At 69.5% G+C, this 19,709-nt stretch carries 22 protein-coding genes; 11 read left to right on the forward strand and 11 right to left on the reverse strand.

All coding sequences use genetic code 11. From position 1 onward, the window contains the following. Nucleotides 1–19: 19 nt before the first annotated feature. The gene (locus ACIBG4_RS11625; protein WP_397201756.1) at nucleotides 20–934 is read right to left on the reverse strand and encodes an alpha/beta fold hydrolase; all 915 of its coding nucleotides are present in this window, start codon (nucleotides 932–934) and stop codon (nucleotides 20–22) included. Nucleotides 935–1,267: 333 nt separating this feature from the next. Between ACIBG4_RS11625 and ACIBG4_RS11630 the strand changes: the two genes are divergently transcribed. The 3 genes from ACIBG4_RS11630 to ACIBG4_RS11640 are packed head-to-tail and all read left to right on the forward strand — an operon-like array spanning nucleotide 1,268 to nucleotide 3,896. Next, nucleotides 1,268–2,089, forward strand: coding sequence for a lysostaphin resistance A-like protein (locus ACIBG4_RS11630; protein WP_397201757.1), 822 nt, complete (start codon nucleotides 1,268–1,270; stop codon nucleotides 2,087–2,089). Then, a complete protein-coding gene (locus ACIBG4_RS11635; RefSeq protein ID WP_397201758.1) occupies nucleotides 2,086–3,240 on the forward strand; it encodes a histidine kinase in 1,155 nt (384 codons plus the stop codon). Before ACIBG4_RS11630 ends, ACIBG4_RS11635 begins: the two co-directional genes overlap by 4 nt. Next, entirely contained in the window at nucleotides 3,237–3,896 is a 660-nt protein-coding gene (locus ACIBG4_RS11640) for a response regulator transcription factor (RefSeq protein ID WP_355446328.1), read from the forward strand. The genes ACIBG4_RS11635 and ACIBG4_RS11640 overlap by 4 nt, the downstream gene beginning before the upstream one ends. A 73-nt stretch (nucleotides 3,897–3,969) precedes the next feature. Here the strand turns inward: ACIBG4_RS11640 and ACIBG4_RS11645 are convergent, their stop codons facing one another. Continuing rightward, complete coding sequence (locus ACIBG4_RS11645) at nucleotides 3,970–4,422, reverse strand: MarR family winged helix-turn-helix transcriptional regulator (protein WP_397201759.1); 453 nt, start codon at nucleotides 4,420–4,422, stop codon at nucleotides 3,970–3,972. Nucleotides 4,423–4,609: 187 nt separating this feature from the next. On the opposite strand from ACIBG4_RS11645, the gene ACIBG4_RS11650 reads away from it, so the two are divergent. From ACIBG4_RS11650 to ACIBG4_RS11660, 3 genes are all read left to right on the forward strand, one after another. Next, entirely contained in the window at nucleotides 4,610–5,032 is a 423-nt protein-coding gene (locus tag ACIBG4_RS11650; RefSeq protein WP_397201760.1) for a VOC family protein, read from the forward strand. 190 nt (nucleotides 5,033–5,222) lie between these two features. Next, complete coding sequence (locus ACIBG4_RS11655; RefSeq protein WP_397201761.1) at nucleotides 5,223–6,149, forward strand: zinc-binding dehydrogenase; 927 nt, start codon at nucleotides 5,223–5,225, stop codon at nucleotides 6,147–6,149. Nucleotides 6,150–6,159: 10 nt separating this feature from the next. Beyond that, entirely contained in the window at nucleotides 6,160–7,380 is a 1,221-nt protein-coding gene (locus ACIBG4_RS11660) for an FAD-dependent monooxygenase (protein ID WP_397201762.1), read from the forward strand. A gap of 127 nt (nucleotides 7,381–7,507) precedes the next feature. Here the strand turns inward: ACIBG4_RS11660 and ACIBG4_RS11665 are convergent, their stop codons facing one another. Further along, nucleotides 7,508–8,398: a GntR family transcriptional regulator gene (locus ACIBG4_RS11665; RefSeq protein WP_397201763.1), complete on the reverse strand. Its 891-nt coding sequence runs from the start codon at nucleotides 8,396–8,398 to the stop codon at nucleotides 7,508–7,510. Nucleotides 8,399–8,409: 11 nt separating this feature from the next. Beyond that, nucleotides 8,410–9,669 (reverse strand): carotenoid oxygenase family protein, encoded by a 1,260-nt coding sequence (locus ACIBG4_RS11670; RefSeq protein ID WP_397201764.1) that lies wholly within the window; start codon nucleotides 9,667–9,669, stop codon nucleotides 8,410–8,412. A gap of 542 nt (nucleotides 9,670–10,211) precedes the next feature. Here ACIBG4_RS11670 and ACIBG4_RS11675 point away from each other — a divergent pair. Continuing rightward, nucleotides 10,212–10,889: a hypothetical protein gene (locus tag ACIBG4_RS11675; protein WP_397201765.1), complete on the forward strand. Its 678-nt coding sequence runs from the start codon at nucleotides 10,212–10,214 to the stop codon at nucleotides 10,887–10,889. 218 nt (nucleotides 10,890–11,107) lie between these two features. Continuing rightward, nucleotides 11,108–11,485, forward strand: a complete 378-nt coding sequence (locus ACIBG4_RS11680) for a hypothetical protein (protein ID WP_397201766.1) — start codon at nucleotides 11,108–11,110, stop codon at nucleotides 11,483–11,485. On the opposite strand, the gene ACIBG4_RS11685 is transcribed toward ACIBG4_RS11680, so the two are convergent. Next, nucleotides 11,419–11,838 carry a tyrosine-type recombinase/integrase gene (locus ACIBG4_RS11685; RefSeq protein WP_397201767.1) on the reverse strand — a complete coding sequence of 140 codons (420 nt, stop codon included), beginning with the start codon at nucleotides 11,836–11,838 and terminating at the stop codon, nucleotides 11,419–11,421. The two genes, ACIBG4_RS11680 and ACIBG4_RS11685, sit on opposite strands and share 67 nt — an antisense overlap. On the opposite strand from ACIBG4_RS11685, the gene ACIBG4_RS11690 reads away from it, so the two are divergent. Then, the gene (locus tag ACIBG4_RS11690) at nucleotides 11,772–11,909 is read left to right on the forward strand and encodes a hypothetical protein (protein WP_397202136.1); all 138 of its coding nucleotides are present in this window, start codon (nucleotides 11,772–11,774) and stop codon (nucleotides 11,907–11,909) included. The two genes, ACIBG4_RS11685 and ACIBG4_RS11690, sit on opposite strands and share 67 nt — an antisense overlap. Before the next feature lie 2 nt (nucleotides 11,910–11,911). On the opposite strand, the gene ACIBG4_RS11695 is transcribed toward ACIBG4_RS11690, so the two are convergent. Next, nucleotides 11,912–12,448: a GNAT family N-acetyltransferase gene (locus ACIBG4_RS11695; protein ID WP_397201768.1), complete on the reverse strand. Its 537-nt coding sequence runs from the start codon at nucleotides 12,446–12,448 to the stop codon at nucleotides 11,912–11,914. Nucleotides 12,449–12,619: 171 nt separating this feature from the next. Between ACIBG4_RS11695 and ACIBG4_RS11700 the strand changes: the two genes are divergently transcribed. Beyond that, nucleotides 12,620–13,123 (forward strand): hypothetical protein, encoded by a 504-nt coding sequence (locus ACIBG4_RS11700; RefSeq protein WP_397201769.1) that lies wholly within the window; start codon nucleotides 12,620–12,622, stop codon nucleotides 13,121–13,123. A 99-nt stretch (nucleotides 13,124–13,222) separates the two neighbouring features. On the opposite strand, the gene ACIBG4_RS11705 is transcribed toward ACIBG4_RS11700, so the two are convergent. Beyond that, a complete protein-coding gene (locus tag ACIBG4_RS11705) occupies nucleotides 13,223–14,062 on the reverse strand; it encodes a hypothetical protein (RefSeq protein ID WP_397201770.1) in 840 nt (279 codons plus the stop codon). Beyond that, complete coding sequence (locus tag ACIBG4_RS11710) at nucleotides 14,059–14,595, reverse strand: RNA polymerase sigma factor (RefSeq protein WP_397201771.1); 537 nt, start codon at nucleotides 14,593–14,595, stop codon at nucleotides 14,059–14,061. Before ACIBG4_RS11710 ends, ACIBG4_RS11705 begins: the two co-directional genes overlap by 4 nt. Before the next feature lie 391 nt (nucleotides 14,596–14,986). Between ACIBG4_RS11710 and ACIBG4_RS11715 the strand changes: the two genes are divergently transcribed. Continuing rightward, on the forward strand, nucleotides 14,987–15,385 hold the full coding sequence (locus tag ACIBG4_RS11715) for a hypothetical protein (protein WP_397201772.1): 399 nt from the start codon (nucleotides 14,987–14,989) through the stop codon (nucleotides 15,383–15,385). A 145-nt stretch (nucleotides 15,386–15,530) separates the two neighbouring features. On the opposite strand, the gene ACIBG4_RS11720 is transcribed toward ACIBG4_RS11715, so the two are convergent. From ACIBG4_RS11720 to ACIBG4_RS11730, 3 genes are all read right to left on the reverse strand, one after another. Further along, nucleotides 15,531–16,862, reverse strand: coding sequence for a glycoside hydrolase family 43 protein (locus tag ACIBG4_RS11720; RefSeq protein WP_397201773.1), 1,332 nt, complete (start codon nucleotides 16,860–16,862; stop codon nucleotides 15,531–15,533). A gap of 88 nt (nucleotides 16,863–16,950) precedes the next feature. After that, complete coding sequence (locus ACIBG4_RS11725) at nucleotides 16,951–18,528, reverse strand: glycoside hydrolase family 27 protein (protein WP_397201774.1); 1,578 nt, start codon at nucleotides 18,526–18,528, stop codon at nucleotides 16,951–16,953. A gap of 26 nt (nucleotides 18,529–18,554) precedes the next feature. Beyond that, on the reverse strand, nucleotides 18,555–19,676 hold the full coding sequence (locus ACIBG4_RS11730; RefSeq protein WP_397202126.1) for a lectin: 1,122 nt from the start codon (nucleotides 19,674–19,676) through the stop codon (nucleotides 18,555–18,557). Nucleotides 19,677–19,709 lie beyond the last annotated feature (33 nt).

A 19,709-nucleotide genomic window follows, 5' to 3' on the forward strand; every position in this document is an offset into this window, starting at 1 on the left:
TGCGCCGCTTCCCGCGGCATTACTCGCCTTGCGCCTGACGTGCGGCCTGCGCGGTGACGCGTTCGATGGCCTGGACGGCGACGTCGGGCTCGTCGACGTAGATGTAGTGCCCGCTGTTGGCGGCCGTGCTCAGCTTGGCGGCGCTGGACAGCCCGAGCCACTTGCGCTGGCCCGCGGCCCACGCCTTCTCCAGGCGCGACCCGTACTCGGGGATGGCTTTGAGGTAGGGCTTGCCGTGCTTGATGACCTCGACCGGGATGTTCCCCGCGGAGCGGACCTCGCCGTCGACGACGGTGAGCTTCTCCGGGTTCTGGCCCTGGAAGACCGCGAGGTTCTGCGCGCGCAACTCGGCCGCCGGGCCCTTGGCCGACTCGGGGATCGACTTCTTGATGTCGTCCAGCATCGTGGACGGGGTGGCGTCCAGCAGGACCAGCCCCTTGACCCGGTCCTTGTGGTCGGGGGCGTACCTGGCGGCGATCAGCCCGCCCAGCGAGTGGCCGACCAGGACGACCGGGTTGTCAGCGGCGACGCGGTCGAGCACCCCGGTCAGGATCTTGCCGGTGCTGGCGAAGCTCTGCGGGCCGTCCGGTTGGTCGCTCCCGCCCGAGCCGAGCCGGTCGTAGGAGCAGACCCGGTTCTGCTTGCTCAGCGTCTTCTGGACGGCGGCCAGCTTGTCCAGCCCGTCGCCTGCCCCGTGCATCAGCACGATGACCGGCCTGCCTTTCTCCGGGTCGCCCGAGCAGGACACGTTCACCGACCGGCCCGCCACCTCGATCTTCTTGGTCCCCGAGATCGGGGCGGGCTGGGCCGTCCGCGTGGCCGGGGCCAAGGGGTCCCAGTTCTCCATCGCGTCGCCGTCGCAGCCGGCGACCCCCGCGCCGAGCACGGTGCAGCACAGCGTGGTCACGGCGGCTGTCTTGATCTTGCGGAGCATAGGTCCTCCAGTGAGGGAGTGGATGCGGGGGTGAGGCGCACGGCTGCGCAGTGGAAAGGGCGCCGTGGCCGTGTCGTAACGCTACGGATCGGGCGGTCCGAGATCGTCCCCGCACGGTGGACATTCACCGGTAGCTCGGGCGGGGGACAAAGCGGGTCCGCCGGTGAGGGCCGCGATCGCCCCGCTCTGCCGTGCGACGAATCGCATGTGCGCCTGTCCCCCGTGCGAGCTACCCGCGAGTGTCCACCGCGCGGGGACGATTCCAGGCCGCCGAATCCCTAGCGTTTCCGGCGTAGCGGCGGCATCCCGTCGCGGAATCCCCAGGGAGTAGTCATGCGGTTGTTCAAACAGCTCGTGCCCGTCGCGGTGGTCGCCTTCGTCGGCAGCGCGATCGTGGGCGCGGTCCAGGGGAGCCCGCTCCTCACTCTGCTCCTCGGCGTCGCGACGGCCGTGCTCGCCGTGTTCGTGTACGCCCGCGTGGTGCGGTGGTCCGAGCGCCGCGCACCTGTGGAGGTGGCGGCGCGAGGCGCCGCCGGCGCCATCGCGCGAGGCACGCTGCTCGGGGTCGCGCTGTTCGCGGCCGTCATCGCGAACATCGCTCTCGTGGGCGGCTACCGCATCGACGGCCTGGGCTCGCCGGCGGGCGCGGCCGGGCTGTTCGGCTTCATGGCCGCCGCCGCGGTGACGGAGGAGCTGCTGTTTCGCGGCATCCTGTTCAGGATCGTCGAGGAACGCACGGGGACGTGGCCGGCGCTGGCGCTGACCGGCGTCCTGTTCGGCCTGTCGCACCTGTTCAACCCGCACGCCAACCTGTGGGGAGCGATCGCCATCGCGATCGAGGCGGGCGGCATGCTCGCCGCCGCCTACGCCGCCACCCGCACCCTGTGGGTGCCGATCGGCGTGCACTTCGGCTGGAACTTCGCGGCGGCCGGCATCTTCGGCACCGAGGTCTCGGGCAACGGCGCGACGCAGGGGCTGCTGCACGGCGTGACCTCGGGCCCAGCCCTGCTCACGGGCGGCGAGTTCGGGCCGGAGGCGAGCCTGTACGCGGTGGTGTCCGGCCTGCTGCTGATGGTCGTGTTCATGTGGCTGGCCCGCCGGCGCGGCAACGTGGTCCCGATGCGGCGCGGCGCGACCACTACGCTCGCCCAATGATCGATCTACGGCGGGTCACGGACCTGTGGCGGCGGTGCGACGTCGTGGTCCGGGATTTACCGTTCGGGCTGCTGCTGGCCGTCGCATCGCTCCTGCCGGCGCTCTACGGCAAGGGGACCCAGGTCGGCGACCTGCCGACCCGGCCCTTCGACGCGCTGGCGTTCGTGGTGATCGCCCTGGAGACCCTTCCGCTCGCCGTGCGCCGGCGCTGGCCGGCCGTGTGCCTGGCTCTGGTCTCGCTCGGTTTCGCCCTCGACCAGTTGCACGCCTACCACGTGTTGGCGAGCAACGCGATGCCCATCGCGCTGATCAGCGCGGGCGCCCACCTGGAGCGCCACCGGCGCGTCACCGTGATCATCCTCTCCATGGCGTACGTGCCGCTGGCGTTCGCGCTCAACCGGCTCGGCGCGACCGAGAAGGTGGAAGGGTACGTGGTGTTCTACCTGGCCCTGGCCCTCGCGTGGGGCATCGGAGCCTGGCTGCGCTCCACCCGCGCCGCCGAGGCGGAACACCGCCGCCACGTCGCCGAGGCCACCCGTGCCGCCGAACGCACCCGGATCGCCCGCGAGCTCCACGACGTCGTGACGCACCACGTGACGGCGATGGTCGTGCAGGCCGAGGCGGCCCGCTACCTGATGGCCGCGCCCGATCGCCTCGACGCGACGCTGAGCGCCGTCACCGACACCGGCCGGCGGGCCATCACCGATCTGCGGCACATGCTCGACCTGCTCAAAGCCGATCACGACACCGACGTCAGCGTGCCCTCCGCCGGCGAGCTGCACACGCTCGTGGAGCAGACCCGCCAGGCCGGGCAGCCGGTGGAGTTCGCCGAGGAGGGCAGTCCGGCGGAATCGGCGGGCAGCGCCGAGTTCGTGACCTATAGGGTCGTCCAGGAGGCCCTGACGAACGCCCTCAAACACGCCCACGGCACCCGCACAGTGGTCCGGGTGCGTTACGGCGAGAAGGAGATCAGCGTGGAGGTCAGCACCGACGGCGCCGGCTCCCGGGCCGTCTCTCCCGGCGGGAGCGGGCGGGGGCTGGCCGGGCTCCGCGAGCGGGTGGACGCCCTGGGCGGCGAGTTCAGCGCCGACCGGCAAGCGGGTGGCGGCTTCGTCGTACGGGCCCGCATCCCCGCGAAGAGCCCGTCGTGACTGCGCCGGTCCGGGTCCTGGTCTGCGATGACCAGGCGCTGATCCGCACCGGGTTCGCGACGATCATCGATGCGCAGCCGGACCTTGAGGTGGTGGGCGAGTGCGGCGACGGCCGTGCCGCGGTGGACCTGGCCCGCCGGCTGAGCCCCGACATCGTGGTGATGGACGTGCGGATGCCGGTGCTCGACGGCATCGAGGCGACCCGCCTGCTGGCCGGCGCCGGGGTGGAGCATCCGGTCAAGGTGCTCGTGGTGACGACGTTCAACCTGGACGAGTACGTCTACGAGGCGCTGCGGGCCGGCGCGAGCGGGTTCCTGCTCAAGGACGCCCCGCCGGCGCAGCTGCTGCACGGCATCCGCACCGTCGCGGCGGGCGCCGCGCTGCTGGCGCCCGAGGTGACGCGGCAGCTCGTCGGCAGGTACGCGTCCCGCATCCGCCCCTCCCGGGACAGGCCGGACGACACCGCGCTGACGCCGCGCGAGCTGGAGGTGCTGCGCCTGATCGCCGACGGCCTGTCCAACAGCGAGATCGCCGCCACCCTGGTGATCAGCCAGGAGACGGTCAAGACGTACGTGTCGCGCATCCTCACCAAGCTCGGCCTGCGTGACCGCGTGCAGGCGGTGGTCTACGCCTACCGCAGGGGCCTGGTGACCTGAGGCGCACCGCCGGGCCACCTCGATGGGGCGAACGCCGCAGACATCAGGAACCGTATGTAACCCTGTGCGACCATCAGCGCTCGGCCGTCGGCCCCTCCACGGCCTGTGCGGGCGACGAGCGGGCCGAGACGACGTCGAGCAGGCTGACGAGCCGATCGAGCTGTTCCGGATTCAGGCGGCCGGTCGCGGGCGTCAGGGCACGCCGGATGTCGTCCTCCACGCGTGCGGCGAGTTCGTGCCCGGCAGGGGTCATGTAGACCTCGACCACCCGGCCGTCATAGGGGTTCTTGCCGCGTGTCAGCAGCCCCCGGCGCTGGGCGCGGTCGATGAGGCCGGACATCGTGGACTTGTCCAGGCCGAGGTAGTCGGCCAGCTCGGTGATGCGGGCCCGGCGGTCGCGGAGGATGCCGAGCACCCGTAGCTGGGTGAGCGACAGCTCATGCTCGCCGCCGATGCGGGTCAGCACGCCCGCCACCTCGAAGGTGGTCCGGACGAGGGCGTCCATGGCATCGTCGGCGGTCCTCATGCCGTCATGCTAGCCCGGCATGGTTGGCAATACCAACCATGCCGGGCGAGAGCCTCCTGGTCGTCGACCAGCGTGTTCCCGGCACGTTTTCCGCTCTCCCGCAGTAGCGGCCACTTCCTGACCCCTACCCCTGTGACTGTTGTCCCCTGTGAGGCGCTGCACAGCGTCCCGAACCGATAGGAGCGACATGTCCGTCCAGTCCGTCACTCATCTGAACTTCCGGGGCGACGCCCGCGCAGCGCTGGAGTTCTACCAGTCCGTCTTCGGCGGTCACCTGTCCGTCGTCACGTACAAGGACGCCGGGAACCCGCAGGACGCGGCCGAGGCCGACCAGGTGATGTGGGGCCAGGTGGTCTCGGACCGCGGCTTCCACGTGATGGCCTATGACGTGCCCTCGCGGCTGCCGTGGGACCGGGGCGAGAACTCGTTCTTCCTGTCCGTGCGCGGCGACAGCGCGGAGGAGATCACCGCCTACTGGGAGAGGCTCTCCGAGGGGGCGAGCATCGCGCAGCCGCTCGGACCCGCGCAGTGGGCTCCGCTCTACGGCATGCTGACCGACCGCTTCGGCGTCGTCTGGGTCGTGGACGTCGCGAGCGAGTACAACGGCTGAGCAGCGGGAGCGACCAGCCCCTGGGGCGGACCTGGATCCAGGTCCGCCCATGCCGCCTGCCGCACGGGAGGTGACTCCGCAGGGGGCGTGATCGACGGATACGGCAGCGATCACGCCGCAGCGGTTGACAAGGTTTGTATTACCAACAATCATAGGAGTAGTTGGTAAAACAAACCTTCTGGAGGTCACCATGCACGCTGCCGTCATCCAGGCCGCCGACGCCCCGCCGGTCTATCGCGACCACCCCGACCCCGCGCCGCGCCACGGCGACGAGATGGTCGTCGAGGTCCTCGCGACCGGCCTGCACCATCTGACCAGGGCCAAGGCGAACGGCTCGCACTACTCCGCCGACGGCGTGTACCCGCTGGTCCCCGGCGTCGACGGCGTCGTACGGGACGAGGAGGGCAACGTCCGCTACGTGGTCGTGGACGACACCCCGCTGGGGACGTTCGCCGATCGCACCCTCATCGACCCTCGCCGCAGCGTGATCCTGCCCGGCGGCATCGACCCCGTGCGGATCGCCGCCGCGATGAACCCGGCCATGTCGTCCTGGATCGCGCTGCGCCGGCGCGTCGACTTCCAGGCCGGCCGGCGCGTCCTCGTCCTGGGCGCCACCGGCAACGCCGGACGGATGGCCGTCCAGATCGCCAAGCTGTTCGGCGCCGCCCAGGTCATCGCCGCCGGCCGTGACACCACCCGCCTGAGCGCGCTGACCGCGCTCGGCGCCGACGAGACGATCACGTTCGACCAGATCGGCCGCGCGGCCGACGTCGATGTGGTCATCGACTACGTGTGGGGTGAGCGGGCCGCCGGCGCCATGATGACGATGCTCACCGCCCGCGCCGACCGCTCCGCCCCGCTGGCCTGGATCCAGATCGGATCCATCGCCGGCCAGAGCGCGCCGATCCCCTCCGTGGCGCTGCGCTCCGCCCGCCTGCAGATCGTCGGCAGCGGCATCGGCTCGGTCCCCGCCCGGGACATCCTCGCCGAACTGCCGGAACTGGCCTCAGCGGTGGCCGCGGGCGCGATCGACGTACGGGCCCGCGCCGTCCCCCTCGCCCAGGTCACGCAGGCGTGGACCGCCGAGACCGACGACCGCGTCGTCTTCGTCCCCTGAGGAGCGAGCCATGACAGCGTTGAGCAGCAGCAGGAAACGGGCCCTGGTCGTCGGCCTCGGCGTCAGCGGCATCGCCACGGCGATCGGCCTGCGGCGCATCGGCTGGGAGCCGGTGATCGTGGAGAGAGCGCCGGGCCGCCGATCGGGTGGTTACTTCGTCGGTTTGTTCGGCGCCGGCCAGGCCGCCGCGCGGCGACTCGGCATTCTCGACGCCCTCCCCGACCGATCGCCGCCCGGAGGCATCACCTACACGGTGGATCGCGCCGGCGTCCGCAGGCCCGGCGTGGGGTTCGGGGACCTGCCGGTCTCACCTCGCACGATGCTGCGCGGCGACGTGGAACGGGCCGCCTTCGCCGCGCTCCCGCACGACGTGGAGATCCGTTACGCGACGACCCCCACCCACATCGAGCAGGACGCCTCCGGCGCCGAGGTGACCCTCGAACACGACGGTGGTTCCGTGACCGAGCGATACGACCTCGTCGTGGGCGCCGACGGGTTGCGGTCCACGGTCCGGCGTCTCGTCTTCGGCCCGCACGACAGCTATCTGCACCGGCTCGGCTACATGATCGCGGCGACGATGCTGCCGGGTCCGGTCGGCGGGCTCTCCCCGCACGAGGGGGCGAGCCTCCTTGAGCCCGGCCGGGCCATGTGGGTCTTCCCGTTCGCCGATCACCCGCCCACCGTGCTCTTCTCCTACCGCACCGACGACGTCGACGCCGAGTTCACCGGCCGGCCCGCCGAACGGGTCCGCGCGGCGTACGGACCTCAGCCCACGGGCCGACTGCTCGGCGAGGCGCTCGACGCGCTCGACGCCGCCGACGAGTTCCTGTTCGACTCGGTGGAGCAACCCCGTATGGACGCCTGGTCGCACGGCCGGGTGGTACTGGTCGGCGACTCCGCGTGGTCGCCCAGCCTCTACGCCGCCATGGGGATCTCCGCCGGGCTCGCCGGAGCCGACCTGCTCGCCGGCATGCTGCACCGCCACCCCGGCGACATCCGCGGCGCTCTGCGCGCCTGGGAGACACAGCTCCGCCCGCACATGACCTACTACCAGGCCGACGGCGTCGAACAGCGGTATTTCTTCACCCCGGACAACCAGCGGCAGGTCGCCCTCCGGCCCCTCATGGGGCACAGCCTCCGGCTTCCGGTGATCGGCAACGCCTTGCGCTCCCTGCGAAGCGGCAGCAAGTCCATCCGGGAACGGGAGCGGGACATCGCCCACGCCGGCTGACAAGAGCCCGGCCCGCGGACACGCGCTCGGACGATCAGGCCTGTCCGGCCCTGTGCACGTCCGTACCACTGTTCGTGGCCACCATTCGGCACCGAGCATCCCGCGTCCCGGCGGCTTCCGCCTGCGCTCACCGGCGGATCTCCCGGGGCGCGATCACGGTGGCCAGGCCGTCCAGCAGGCGTTCGAGGCCGAAGGTGAACAGTGATTCCAGGTCGAGCTCCGCGCCCGGCTCCGCGACCTGGGCGATCAGCGGCCCGTCGGCGGACAGCTTGGCCTTGCCCCACTGCCTGCTGGTCATCCCCGTGTCCAGCTCGGCGATGGCCTCGCTCTCGATGTTGATCGCCGTCCCCCGGACGTAGTTCACCATCGTGCCGTAGACGTGCACGCGGGTGATCGGGTCCAGGCCGAGGCCGTCGAGCGCGCGCATCGTCCATACCCCGTACGCGAGCTGCCCGGGCAGCGTGGCCGGCCGGGTGATGGACACGAGCCGTGGCAGCCAGGGATGGCGCTGGTAGGCCGCCCACTGCAGCTGGGCGGCCACCCGCAGGTGGGAACGCCATCCCGGCGGCGGCCCCGGATATTCGATCTCGGCGAACGCGGCGTCGGCGATCAGCTGGGTGAGCTCGGCCTTGGCCTCGAGGTGCCGGTAGAGGGCCATGGTGGCGACGCCGAGCTTGGCCGCCACCGCCCGCATGGACAGTGCGGCCAGGCCGTCGGCGTCGGCGATCTCCATGGCCATGCGGACGACGCGGTCGCGTTCCAGACCCCCGGCCGAACGGGAGGGCAGTCTCCGGGGAGCGACCACGGCGCCGACCCGAGACACCGACTCGATGGCGCCTGCCTGCTTGAGCGCGGCCAGCGCCTTGGTGGCCGTCGCCATCGCGACGCCCCACTCGCGCATGATCGCCCTGGTCGTCGGAACGGGAGCGCCGGGCTGCAACTCCCCGTCGGCGATGCGCCGCTCGATGGCGGCGACGATCCGGAGGTACGGCGGTTGCGGATCGTTCACGACGGCCATGCTGCCACGTCTCAGCGGTCAGGCAGCCAGTTGCCGTGCAGACCGAGCGGCACTCTGACAGGGAGGTGGACGCGCGCGACGGGCTCACCGGTGAAGTCCTGGGCTGAGAGGATCACCAGGTCGCTGGCGCTTCGGCGAGGATTGTGCACGTATGTGAGCAGGTACCCCTCGTCCTCCCCTTGCCCCGCGGCGGCGAACACGGCCTCTCCGACCGCCTCGTCCCTGCCGAACCCGTGTACTTCTTTCGTCCCTCGTACCAGGTCGTGCTTGACCAGGGCGTTGGTGAAAGCGTCGTCCGGCGCGATGCCCTCGGGCGCGAACGGAATCCCGTAGAGGGCTGTCGCGGCCGAGTAGCCGTATCGGTACGGGCGGGTGGTACGTGCCTCGTTCACACGCGGGAAATCCTGCGGCCGGTCGTCGATGCGCTGCTGGTGGATCTTGTCCGGTGTGATCGTCCAGCGGTCCAGCGTGGGCCGGATCGCTCCGGGGTCGGCGGGATCGAACGGCCCCTCGGCCGTGACCAGGTCGACCACGATCGCGTCCCCGTCGTCGTAGGCGTTGAGCGTGTGGCTGACATGGATCGGGTCGATGTCGAGCCAGCGCACCTCACCACCGGTCCGCGGCATGACCCCGACGCGCGTCGGGTGCTCCGGCAGCCACCGGCACTCGAACCCGTCGAAACCCAGCGGCGTGTCCCACAACACCACGTGCTCCTCGGTGAGCGCGAAGTCGTGCATGAACGGCGTCCGCGCCATGGGGACGGTGGTGGTCCGGACGACGCTTCCCCCGGGGTCGGTCACGATGTACTGGACGTAGTCGCGGCCCGGCATGTACGACAGCGAATGCAACTCGCCGGTGAGCGGGTCGTGCTTGGAGTGCGCCCCCGCCGTGAACCCCTCCGCGGTCCCACCCAGCTCACACACGCCCACGGTGTTCAGCTCCTCGTCCAACTCGGCGGGCGGCAGGCCACCCTCGGCCAAGGCGAAGGTGCGCTGAGCGTGCTCGATCACGTGCACCATGGGCGCGAAGCCCGGTGTGCGCACGAAGCGGTTGCGGTACCACTCGGCCCGGCCGTCACGCAGCCGCACCCCGTGCACCATGCCCTGGCCCATGCCCCAGATGTGCACGACGGGGTCTTCCACGCCCAGCGGGTTGGGCCCGTTACGCAGGTAGCGGCCGTTGAGCTCGGCCGGGATCCGCCCGGTGACAGGCAGGTCGTAGGCGGTGACTTCTTCAGCAAGGGGCGCAAAAGGCCCTTCCAGATACTTCATGTGGACACCGTACGCAGGAGAACGCCTGATCCCACGGCAGCAGCGGGAAATGCCCTGCTGTGCACTAGTGCAACAGCACGAGCCCACCCGAAAGGGACCCTCGCAGCGTCGCGGTTCCGAAGAGAAGGCGAGGCAGATTGCACACCCCAGCGGAGCCCGTGTCGCTGATTCTCCAGGTCTCACATTTCACGTTCTCCCCAGATGTCCTTCACTCTCCGCCACTGACCTTCTGGTCGCGATCCCCTGTCAGCATCTGTGTCGCTCAACAACACTGGTTCCCCGCACCTTGACGCTTATGGCGCATCTTGCCCTGTGGAAATGCGGTGAAGACATGTCCCGGAGCTTGACGTTGATCTCGGCTGTGGTTCTACGCACGACTTCCTGCGCTGTGTTCAGCGAGTTCTGATGCCAATTGCTGATCAACGAGGGGCGTGATCGCGAGCGACTTCTGGTACCAGAGGGCTGATTCAGTTCTTTCCTCCGCCGGGGACATTCGCCTGTTTTGGAGCGTTGTACGGGAAGACCATTGAGATGGAGCACAGGTGTCCCTCTACGGAAGCCGTCATGTCACCGCGGTCAGTTTGACCGCCCTCTGTCTTGGGCTGCCGGTCGGTGCGGCCGTCCAGATCGCCGAGGAGGATTACGCACTTCCCGCCGTCATCGGTGCCGTCCTGGTCTGGTGCCTGTCGGCTTGGGCGGGACGGTGGATTCTCAATCGGAAGGCCGCGTCGGCTGAGCCTGTCGAGTGGCTGGTGCGTGCGCATGTCGCGACCCATAAAGGGCTGGTCCGATGCCCCATGCTCAGGCTTACTCCGCTGGACGGCGGCAGAAGTTATTGGCAGCGGGTTATGTGGCATCCGTGGCTAGATGACATGGCCGACGAGGAGATCCTCTTGGTCCGGATCGGCGAGGGTCTCGCGCGGCGCGCGATCGTGGAATTTCCCGAAGGCACGCGCATCATCCCCGCAGGACGCTTGCGTCGGTGGTCCTATCTTGGATGGCCCGTCGGGGACCGCGCACCGGAGCGGGTCGATGGTTTTCCATTCCCTCCGTGGTTCTGCATCGGCCTTCCGGTTTTCGGCGGGATGCTCGGCGGATTCCAGATGTCGCCGGGGGAATGGAGCGGTGCCGCGACGATGGTTCCGGTCATGCTGGGGATCATTCTGCATTTTTGGGGATGGGCCGGAGGGCTGCCCCAGGCGCCGGGCAATCGTCTATGAAGCGGTCCCAACATTCCTGAACTTAAATCTACTTCAGCCAGGTGGCACCGCTGTTCGTACGTACGTGCTATCGGAACACATTCGCATACCATTGGCTGCGAGAGTGAGCGGGGGGAGTTCGGGCATGCCTGCTCCGGCGGGCGATCGTGGTCGGCGTGCCGGGCGGCCGCGTGCTCTCGAAGTCGGCCCAGAATTAGCGCATTTTGTGTTCGAAGGCGTTGGAGCTCGGCCCTGAGCTCGCCGTTGGTGACGGCGAGCTGGCGAATGCGGGCTTCCTTGGAGGGATCCGTCATGCGCTGGCGGGCAGGACGCCGCTGGCCGGAGCGCTGTTGAAGGTTGCGCAGCCGCTGGGTCTCCTCGATCAGCTCGGGAACCCGGTAGAGGAAGGCGCCGGAGGCGCGGACCACCGCGGCAACCGTGATGGCGTCTCCGGCGCCATCGAGACGCCGGATCGCCTCGCGAGGCTGGTCAATGAGCCGTGCTCGGCGCTGCTGCTCGGCAGCGCGCAGGTACCGGGTGTGGTCCGGCATCATGACCGCGCCTCCAACTCTTCGATGGTGTCGATCACGCGGGTCAGGCTGATCTCGACGCGCTGATTCATCTCCACCAGTCGCTGGTTGCCACATGCCTCGCCAGGTTCTTTGAGCCAGGCGGCCTCGTCACCAGGGTCGTGCAGGACTACATGGCCATGGATGTTGACCCGCTTGCTGCTCCACTCGTCGAACGCCTGGCGCAACGTTTGATCGGTAAGCCGGGCATAGACGGTGGTCATTTCCGCGCTCTTGTGCCCGTAGAGGCGCTGGACGACGTGCTGGGCGGCGCCTTCGTTGATCATGCGAGTGCCGAGGGTGTGCCGAGACTGTGCCGGCGAGGGGGCGGCCGATGAGGGTGCGGGTGGCCACGTCCCACAACCGCACGGAGTCGTCCCTGCTGCCGGGCACCGCCACACCTAGGGTGCTGCATACGGCGGTGACCGACATGCGCGTCATCAAGATCTGCCGCCGGCGCCGCCCGGCCTGAGGTCAGCCGGGCTCGTCGTCCCAATGCGGAGGCGTGACGGTGCCCGCCTGCCAGTCCCGGCGCAGGATCGCATAGCTGACCGCGTCGCGGCGCGTTCCGTCGCCGGCGGGCCACGCCTCCCGGTAATGGGCCTCCTTGACGAACCCGCTCTTGCGCAGGACGGCCCGCATGGCGAGATTGTCCTGGCGGGTGGTGCCCTCGATCCGGTCCACCTCGGGCAACTCGGTGAACAGGTAGCCGGTCAGCCAGGCGACCGACGCCGTGCCGAGCCCTCGGCCGCGCCAGGCGGCCCGTACGCGCAGGTCGAACATGGGCGTGTCGTCGGCGAGGTCCTGCAGTCTCACCAGGCCGGCGCGCTCGCCGTCGGCGAGCACCCAGAAGGTCCGCGTCTCCTCGTTGTCGTAGCCGCCTTCGGCCGCCCGCCGCCTGACGGCCTCGCGGTCCTGCGTTGCCGCGTGGTATGGCCAGTCCTCACCCGCCAGGAAGTCGGCGAGCGCGTCCCCGTCGTCGTCGGCGATCGGGGCGAACTCGATGCGCATCCGTCGAGGATGGTCATCGGCCGGCCTTCCGGTCAACCGCTTTTCGGGTCCGCGAACATCGTCTCGATGCCCGCGACGAGCATGTCGAGCCCACTGTCCCTTGCTCCCGTCCTTGGTCTGCCCTCTTGGAACAGATCGCCCTCACCCACGACCGGATGCTCGCCTACGGCCTTGCCCGCCGCGCCGGGCAAGGCCGGCGATCCGCGCTGGCCCGCCTTCGCCGCCGGCTACGGCCTGGACCCGGCCGCGCCGACAACTGGGCCGGATCGACGCCATGCTCACCCCGAGGGATGCGCGGGCAAGATCTGTTCAGACCCGAAGGGCTTCATCGCCGGCCAGGTCAGGGTGGAGCCGAAAGAGTACGCCTACCAGTGGATGAGCGGTGACGACACCTCCGACAAGTACCGCAACCTGTGGGTGCGGATCATCTGCGACCCATCGCTGGTGAAGCTCGCTGACCTGCGCAAGCCCTCCTTCGACTCGGGCGAGTTCGCCAAGGCGGAGCAGGGGAAGGTCGGCGGGCGTACGGTGCTCGTGAAGGTCCCGAACAAAGAGTTTCGCGCCTTCCGCGACGTCGCCTGGGTGGAGCGCAAGGGCGTCGTCGTCAGCGTGACGGTCTCCCAGCCGCTCTTCGCCGACCTCGGCAAGGTCGTCAAGGGGATCCAGGTCAAGTAGCCCTTCAGATCACGTCAGGTGGAACCTGACCGCGGCGGCCGGCGTACGTATGGCGCCGCACCTTCTGCTGCGGCGCCATAGGCACTCATGCGGGGAGGGTCAGCCTTGCGGGCATCCGGCCATCTTCTTCTTCACGTCCGCGATCAGCTCGGGAGTGAACTCCACTCGCTCCGGCTGCGCCCAGACGAGCACCTGCCCCGGGGCCGTCGGCACCGCGTCCTTGACGAACCAGTTCCCCGGCACCTGCTGAGCGCGGTCCGACCTCTTGCCGACTCTGAACTCCTCGATCGAGCCGTCCCGCTCGGCCAGCACGGCCCGTACCTCGTCCACGGTCATGCCGCGATACGGGACGCAGTGCAGCAGCTCACCGGTGGCATCGACGTCACCGGCCGATTCGTACCGCTCGCCGGGACGGGCCGGACGGGCGAACCAGATCGCCGCGCTGCCCTTGAAGTCCGCGGGAATGCGGAACGCGACCGCACACCGGCCGCCGGGGGACTCGCACTCCACCGACTCCTCCTCGATGCGGGCTCCCTCCGAATTCTCCCCGCCCGTGACATGGCCGACCGCGCTCGGCGAGCCTGGGGCGATCGACAGCCGGATGTCGAGCCCGCGGGCCTTGAACTCGGACGCGAAGCGTTCAGGGTCGGCGTAGAGGTCCTTGACGGTGACGATCCAGTCGTCGCCCGAGCGCTGGAACGCCAGCGCGGCGGACGGCGCGATGCCACTCGGCGCGTCGGCGGGGAGGAAGGCCACGCCCAGGACGGCCGCCGCCGCCAGCACCGCGGCGACGGGGAACAGCACCGGCCAGCGCGCCCGGCGACGTGCCTTGATCGGCGTCTCGATGATCTCGTGGAGCAACTCCCGCGCGCCCTGCCCCTGTTCCGGCGCGTGGGGAGCGGGGTCGATGGCGGCCACCATCCGGCCGATCCTGCTCACAGGGTCTCCCCTCTCAGTTCCGCGATCGCCTGGTCTTCTTCCGTGAGCCCCAGCGCCTTGGCCAGCCGCTTGCGTGCACGGTGCAGTCTGATCCGGGCCGCGGTCGCCGTACAGCCGAGCACTTTGCCGATCTCCGGGCCGGTCAGGTCTTCCCAGAAGGCCAGCGCGAGCACCTCACGGTCACGGGCGGGCAGGTCATCGAATGCCTCCCGCACGCGGTCGGGCCCGGCCGGCTCGGACGGCCGAGTGGCGGACAACTCGTCCTTGAGCCGTTCAGCAAGCCCGGTCCTGCGGGACTGGCCGCGCCGGTGGTTGGCCAGGACACGACGGGCCACGCCGTACAGCCACAAGCGGGTGGCATCGCCGTCGGGGACGTCGGCGATGCGCCGCCACGCGGTGAGGAACGTCTCAGAAATCACGTCCGCCGTGTCGTCGGGCGAGTCCGTACGGCGGGCGGCGTACTGGTGGATGGCCGGGTAGTGCGCGTTGTAGATCGCTTCTAAGCGGTCTCGCGCTCCCGGGGAATGGCTCACGGATGGCTCTCCTCGTGCCAAGGTGTCGGACATCTCGTACATGTCCGGCACCTTTTCCGAGTGTTTCACCATGTCGTCCTGGACCGCCGTTCGCAGGGGCCTCCCCGTTCGGTCGCACGTAGCGTGGCCCGTCGATGCCGACAAGCCCGATCCGAGGGATTCCGCAAGCCAGGTCACGACGTCTGCTGGTGCCGGCTGACGCGACCTGGCTCAGCCCCCGCTCGTCCGAATCCATGCTTTCGAGGCGAGCCGCTGCCGGCATGGCCGGCCCGGCGCGCGCACGCGTGGGGTGCCCGGAAAGTCTGGAGACTCGGGGTTTTCGCCGCCCGCCGCGGTGCGCGCCGGCGCGCGACGAATCCCGGCGAGCCGGGCAGCACCGATGATGAGGTGTATGACTGCTGTCACACGTCTGGTGACGTTCGTCGATGTCGATGATCAGGCGGCTGACACCATCTCGGTGTCGGCGCGTCACGAAGCAGAGCTCGTCGACGGAACCCGCGTACTGCTGCTGGATGACCGCGGTTGGGGCTCATCGCAAGGCTGGGCCGCGACATCGGCAGCAGAGATTCAAGAGACGACACGGGTGGTGGTTGGGCCCGATGAGCCGTTCGATGGCCGTTCTCAGGAAGCCATGGAAGCAGACCATTGGGACGCGCTCCAGCAGATCGCCCAGCGGCACGGAGTCATTGTCGACGCGGCCGCGCTCAGACGACTGCCGCACGACGTCGTGCTCAGCCAACAGGTGCTCGCACGCATCGGCGGCAACCCGGACACCGGCACCTCCGGCTGAGCCGGGCAGACCTGCTCACGCCATCGCCGGCCAGATGCGCGAGCACGACGACCGCGACCAGTTCGTCACCGGCATCGCCGCTCTCCATCACCCAGGTGCGGGCCGTCCTCAGGGATCGGTCCTGAGGACGGCCCGCACCTCGGCCTCAGCTGAACTGCCACCAGTCCACGTTGAACAGGTAACCGCTTCCGCCGGTGAACTTCAGGTACAGGTCGCGGGTGCCGGTCGCGCCGGTGACCGAGCAGGAGACGGTGGTCCAGGTCTGCCAGCCGCCCGTGCCCGGGACGGTGCACGTCCCGGCCGCCGCGCCGTTGACGCCGTCCAGGCGTAGTTCGAGCCTGCCGCCGCTGGACGCCGCAGCGACCCGCGCGGTGAAGGTCCTGGCGCCGGCGCCGAACGCGACGCCCTTGACCTTGACGTAGTCGCCGTTCTCGATCCAGCCGACGTTCATCCCGCCTTCGCTGGAGGTCTCGGTCTCGACTCCGGACGCCCAGGCGATCGTCTCGGCCTCCTGGCGGACGTACGGGTTGAGGGTGCCCACCTGCGGCGCCCCGGACGTGGTCATGTTGATCGTCGGGATCGTGCCGCCGGAGCCGTAGGTGAACTTCTCCACGGCCACCGAACGGGTGAAGCCGCCGCCACCCGTCAGTGCGCCGTTGTGGTAGAAGAAGTACGAGCCACCCTGGTAGTCGACGATGCCCACGTGGTTGGTGAAGCTGCTGCCCTGCGTGGGCATGATCGTCCCTCGGTAGGTCCAGGGCCCGGTAGGACTGGTGGCCGTCGAGTAGGCGATGAACTCCGAGCAGCACTTGGCCGCGAACACGATGTAGTACAGGCCGTTCCGTTTGTAGACCCAGGGCCCCTCTTCGAACAGCGTCGGACGGTTGGCATCACCCGTCCGGGTGCCGAACCCCGCCGTGGTGAGCGGGATCTGCGTCGCGCTGCCCGAGTACGAGATCATGTCGGCGTTCAGCTTCACGTACCACAGATGCGGGTTGCCCCAGTACAAATAGGCCTGCCCGTCGTCGTCGATGAAGACCGTGGGGTCGATCTCGCCGTTCTCGACCAGTGGCCGTCCGAGCGCGTCCTTGAACGGCCCGGTCGGACTGTCCGAGACGGCCACCCCGATGGCCATCCGGCCGGTCGCGCGGTTGGTCGTGGGCACGTACCAGTAGAACTTGCCGTTCCGGTGGATGGCCTGCCCCGCCCAGGCGTCGGACTTCGCCCAGCTGAAGGTGGTCAGGCTCAGCGGGGAGCCGTGGTCGGTCCAGTTCACCATGTCGGTGGAGGACCAGACCCGCCACTCCTTCATGGTGAACCACGTCGAGCCGTCCTCGTCGTGGCCGGTGTAGAGGTACACCCGGCCGTTGTGCACCAGCGGAGCCGGGTCGGCGGTGTAGATGGTCTGGATGATCGGGTTGTCGGCCCTGGCCGCGTGGGCGGGCAGGAGCGCCACGAGGCCGAGCAGGACCAGCACTCCCGCGATTGCGCGTCCGGCTCTTGCGGTGGCCGGCAACCGTAATGCCACTCTCACGATCGCTCCCGAGGTGATGCGGCGGATGGGGTCAGGTACGGGTCCAGCGTTGGTTGGCGTCGCCGTTGCACGACCAGATGGTCAGCTTGGTGCCGTTGGCGGTGGCGTTGTTCGGCACGTCCAGGCACTTGTTCGCCCCGACGGCGGTGATGGTGCCGTCGGCGTTGAAGCGCCACTGCTGGTTGCTCTGGCCGTTGCAGTCCCAGATGATGACGTTGGTGCCGTCGGCGGTTCCCCGGTTGTACACGTCCAGGCACTTGCCGCCGTAGACCCGCAGCTCCCCGCTCGCGGAGGGCGTCCATTGCTGGTTGGACTGGCCGTTGCAGTCCCAGATCTGCGCCTGGGTGCCGTTGGCCTGCGCGGCGCCGGTGACGTCGAGGCACCTGCCCGAGCCCACTCCCTTGATCGCGACCGTGGTGGGCTGGACGATGCCGCCTCCGGTCACGACGTACATGGCCGCCCCGTGCCCGGGGACCGACGCGCTGATCGTCCCGGAGGAGGAGGACGTCGTGTGCGCCCACAGGTCACGTACCGAGTAGGAGGACGCCGAGCCCAGCCCCAGGGCCGCGGCGGTGGTGGAGACGGTCGAGGTCGAGGTGCCCCGGTTGAGCAGGACGACCGCGACCGAGCCGTTCTTCATCGGCTTACGCCAGACCTCCAGGTTGCCGTTGTCGCTGATCTTGTGGCCCTGCCGGCCGCCCCAGTCCTGGTTGACCGCGATGACCTCGGTGTTGGTGAGGATGGTGCGCGTGTCGGCGCTCATCGTACGCAGGTCGTTGCCGGCGATGAGCGGAGCGTTCAGCAGCGACCACAGACTGAAGTGCGCGCGGCCCTCGGTCCCCGTCACCCCGCCGACACCCACCTCCAGCATGTCGGGGTCGTTCCACCCGCCCGGGCCCGAGTACGACTCCAGCCCGACCTGCTGGTCCAGGATGCCCATGATGGAGCTCCAGTTGGCCGCGATGTCGCCGGTGTTGCGCCAGGAGTTGCCCACCGGCATCCCCCACGTCCACACGCTCTCCTGGCCCCAGTTGCACAGGCTGTACACGATCGGACGGCCGGTGGCGGCCAGCGCGTCCCGCATGGCCGTGTACCGCTGCTGCCCGTTCATGCCCAGATGGTCGCCGCAGTTGTCGTACTTCAGGTAGTCGATCCCCCAGGACGCCCAGAGAGCCGCGTCCCGCCGCTCGTTGCCCAGGCTGGCCGGGTAGCCGGCGCACGTCGTGGTGCCGGCGGAGGAGTAGATGCCGACCTTGAGCCCCTTGGAGTGGATGTAGTCGGCCAGGGCCTTGATGCCGTTGGGGAACTTCTGCGGGTCCGGCACCAGGTCGCCGTTGGCGTTGCGGCTCTTGGTGGACCAGCAGTCGTCGATGTTGACGTAGGTGTAGCCCGCCGCCGCCATGCCGCTGGAGACCATGGCGTCGGCCGTCTGACGGATCAGGCCGTCGTTGACGTTGCAGCCGAAGCTGTTCCAGTCGTTCCAGCCCATCTGGGGTGTGCGGGCCAGGCCGTTGTCCAGGGCGAGGGCCGGTGACGTGGCACCGCCGATCGCGACGAGGGAGCCGGCCGCAAGTAACGCGGCCATCGTCAGGCCAAGGATTCTGCGCATCTGATTCTCCACCTGTCGAAGTGATGTCATGAGCCGGCGCGGGTCCAGCGCTGGTTGGCGGCGCCGCTGCACGACCAGATCTGGAGCTTGACGCCGTTGGCCGTGGAGTAATCGGGCACGTCCAGGCACTTGTTCGCGCCTACCGCGGTGATGGTGCCGTCGGCGTTGAAGCGCCACTGCTGGTTGCTCTGGCCGTTGCAGTCCCAGATGACGACGCCGGCGCCGTCTGCGGTGCTCCGGTTGGACACGTCCAGGCACTTGCCGCCGTAGACCCGCAGCTCCCCGCTCGCGGAGGGCGTCCATTGCTGGTTGGACTGGCCGTTGCAGTCCCAGATCTGCGCCTGCGCACCGTTCGCCTGCGACGCGCCGGAGACGTCCAGGCACCGGCCCGAGCCCACTCCCTTGATCGCGATCCCGCTGGAGGTGCCACCCCCCGGCTGGCCGATGCTGCCCGCGACCGACTGCAGCGCCGCGTACCAGGCGGCGGCCATCTTGTCGTAACCGCCGGCGGTCGGGTGGATGCCGTCGATCAGGTCGGAGGTGGTCAACCTGCTGTGCATGTCGACCAGGTGAACGTGCTTGCCGCTGTTCACCTTGCTCTGGACGATGCCGGGGATCGCCGCGTTGAAGGTGCGGGCGGCGGACTCCTGGCCGGAGTTGGACAGCGGGATGATGGTCGCGACGAAGACGTCCGCGTCGGGCACGGCCGCGGTGATGTGGTCGATCAGCGTGGACAGCCGTTGCGGGGCGCCGGCCACGTTGTAGTTCTGCAGGATGTCGTTGGTGCCCAGGTGGAGGAGCAGCGTGCGCGGCGTGTACGTGCGCAGCCAGCCGGTGATGTTCGCGTCGATCTGGTCGATCCGCCAGCCCGGGTGGCCCTCGTGGTCGTGATCGCCCAGGCTGCCGGGCCCGTTGAACTGCGAACCGACGAAGTCGGCTGTGTAGCGGCCGCCGATCAGGCGCTGCCACAAGCCGATCCGGTACCCGCCCGGCACCTGCGTGCCCTCGGTGATCGAGTCGCCGAGCGGCATGACCCGGACCCCGCCGTTGGACTCGGCCCTGGCGACCCCCGTCCCCATCGCCGTGCCGGCCGCCAGTAACGCCACCGCCGTGAGCACGGCGGCCCACCCTTGCCTCCAGGTACGCATGGTGGACACCAGGACCTCCCTGTGGTCATGTTC

The sequence above is a fragment of the Nonomuraea sp. NPDC050383 genome, from assembly GCF_044459125.1.
Classification (GTDB): Bacteria; Actinomycetota; Actinomycetes; order Streptosporangiales; family Streptosporangiaceae; genus Nonomuraea.

What these genes read in the sequence shown, in the direction of transcription:
- ACIBG4_RS11660 (WP_397201762.1), top strand. Translation starts at nt 6,160, where the DNA reads ATGACAGCGTTGAGCAGCAGCAGGAAACGGGCCCTGGTCGTCGGCCTC.
- ACIBG4_RS11695 (WP_397201768.1), bottom strand. Translation starts at nt 12,448, where the DNA reads ATGCGCATCGAGTTCGCCCCGATCGCCGACGACGACGGGGACGCGCTC.
- ACIBG4_RS11670 (WP_397201764.1), bottom strand. Translation starts at nt 9,669, where the DNA reads ATGAAGTATCTGGAAGGGCCTTTTGCGCCCCTTGCTGAAGAAGTCACC.
- ACIBG4_RS11730 (WP_397202126.1), bottom strand. Translation starts at nt 19,676, where the DNA reads ATGCGTACCTGGAGGCAAGGGTGGGCCGCCGTGCTCACGGCGGTGGCG.
- ACIBG4_RS11635 (WP_397201758.1), top strand. Translation starts at nt 2,086, where the DNA reads ATGATCGATCTACGGCGGGTCACGGACCTGTGGCGGCGGTGCGACGTC.
- ACIBG4_RS11690 (WP_397202136.1), top strand. Translation starts at nt 11,772, where the DNA reads ATGAGGGTGCGGGTGGCCACGTCCCACAACCGCACGGAGTCGTCCCTG.
- ACIBG4_RS11630 (WP_397201757.1), top strand. Translation starts at nt 1,268, where the DNA reads ATGCGGTTGTTCAAACAGCTCGTGCCCGTCGCGGTGGTCGCCTTCGTC.
- ACIBG4_RS11725 (WP_397201774.1), bottom strand. Translation starts at nt 18,528, where the DNA reads ATGCGCAGAATCCTTGGCCTGACGATGGCCGCGTTACTTGCGGCCGGC.
- ACIBG4_RS11665 (WP_397201763.1), bottom strand. Translation starts at nt 8,398, where the DNA reads ATGGCCGTCGTGAACGATCCGCAACCGCCGTACCTCCGGATCGTCGCC.
- ACIBG4_RS11650 (WP_397201760.1), top strand. Translation starts at nt 4,610, where the DNA reads ATGTCCGTCCAGTCCGTCACTCATCTGAACTTCCGGGGCGACGCCCGC.
- ACIBG4_RS11655 (WP_397201761.1), top strand. Translation starts at nt 5,223, where the DNA reads ATGCACGCTGCCGTCATCCAGGCCGCCGACGCCCCGCCGGTCTATCGC.
- ACIBG4_RS11645 (WP_397201759.1), bottom strand. Translation starts at nt 4,422, where the DNA reads ATGAGGACCGCCGACGATGCCATGGACGCCCTCGTCCGGACCACCTTC.
- ACIBG4_RS11625 (WP_397201756.1), bottom strand. Translation starts at nt 934, where the DNA reads ATGCTCCGCAAGATCAAGACAGCCGCCGTGACCACGCTGTGCTGCACC.
- ACIBG4_RS11715 (WP_397201772.1), top strand. Translation starts at nt 14,987, where the DNA reads ATGACTGCTGTCACACGTCTGGTGACGTTCGTCGATGTCGATGATCAG.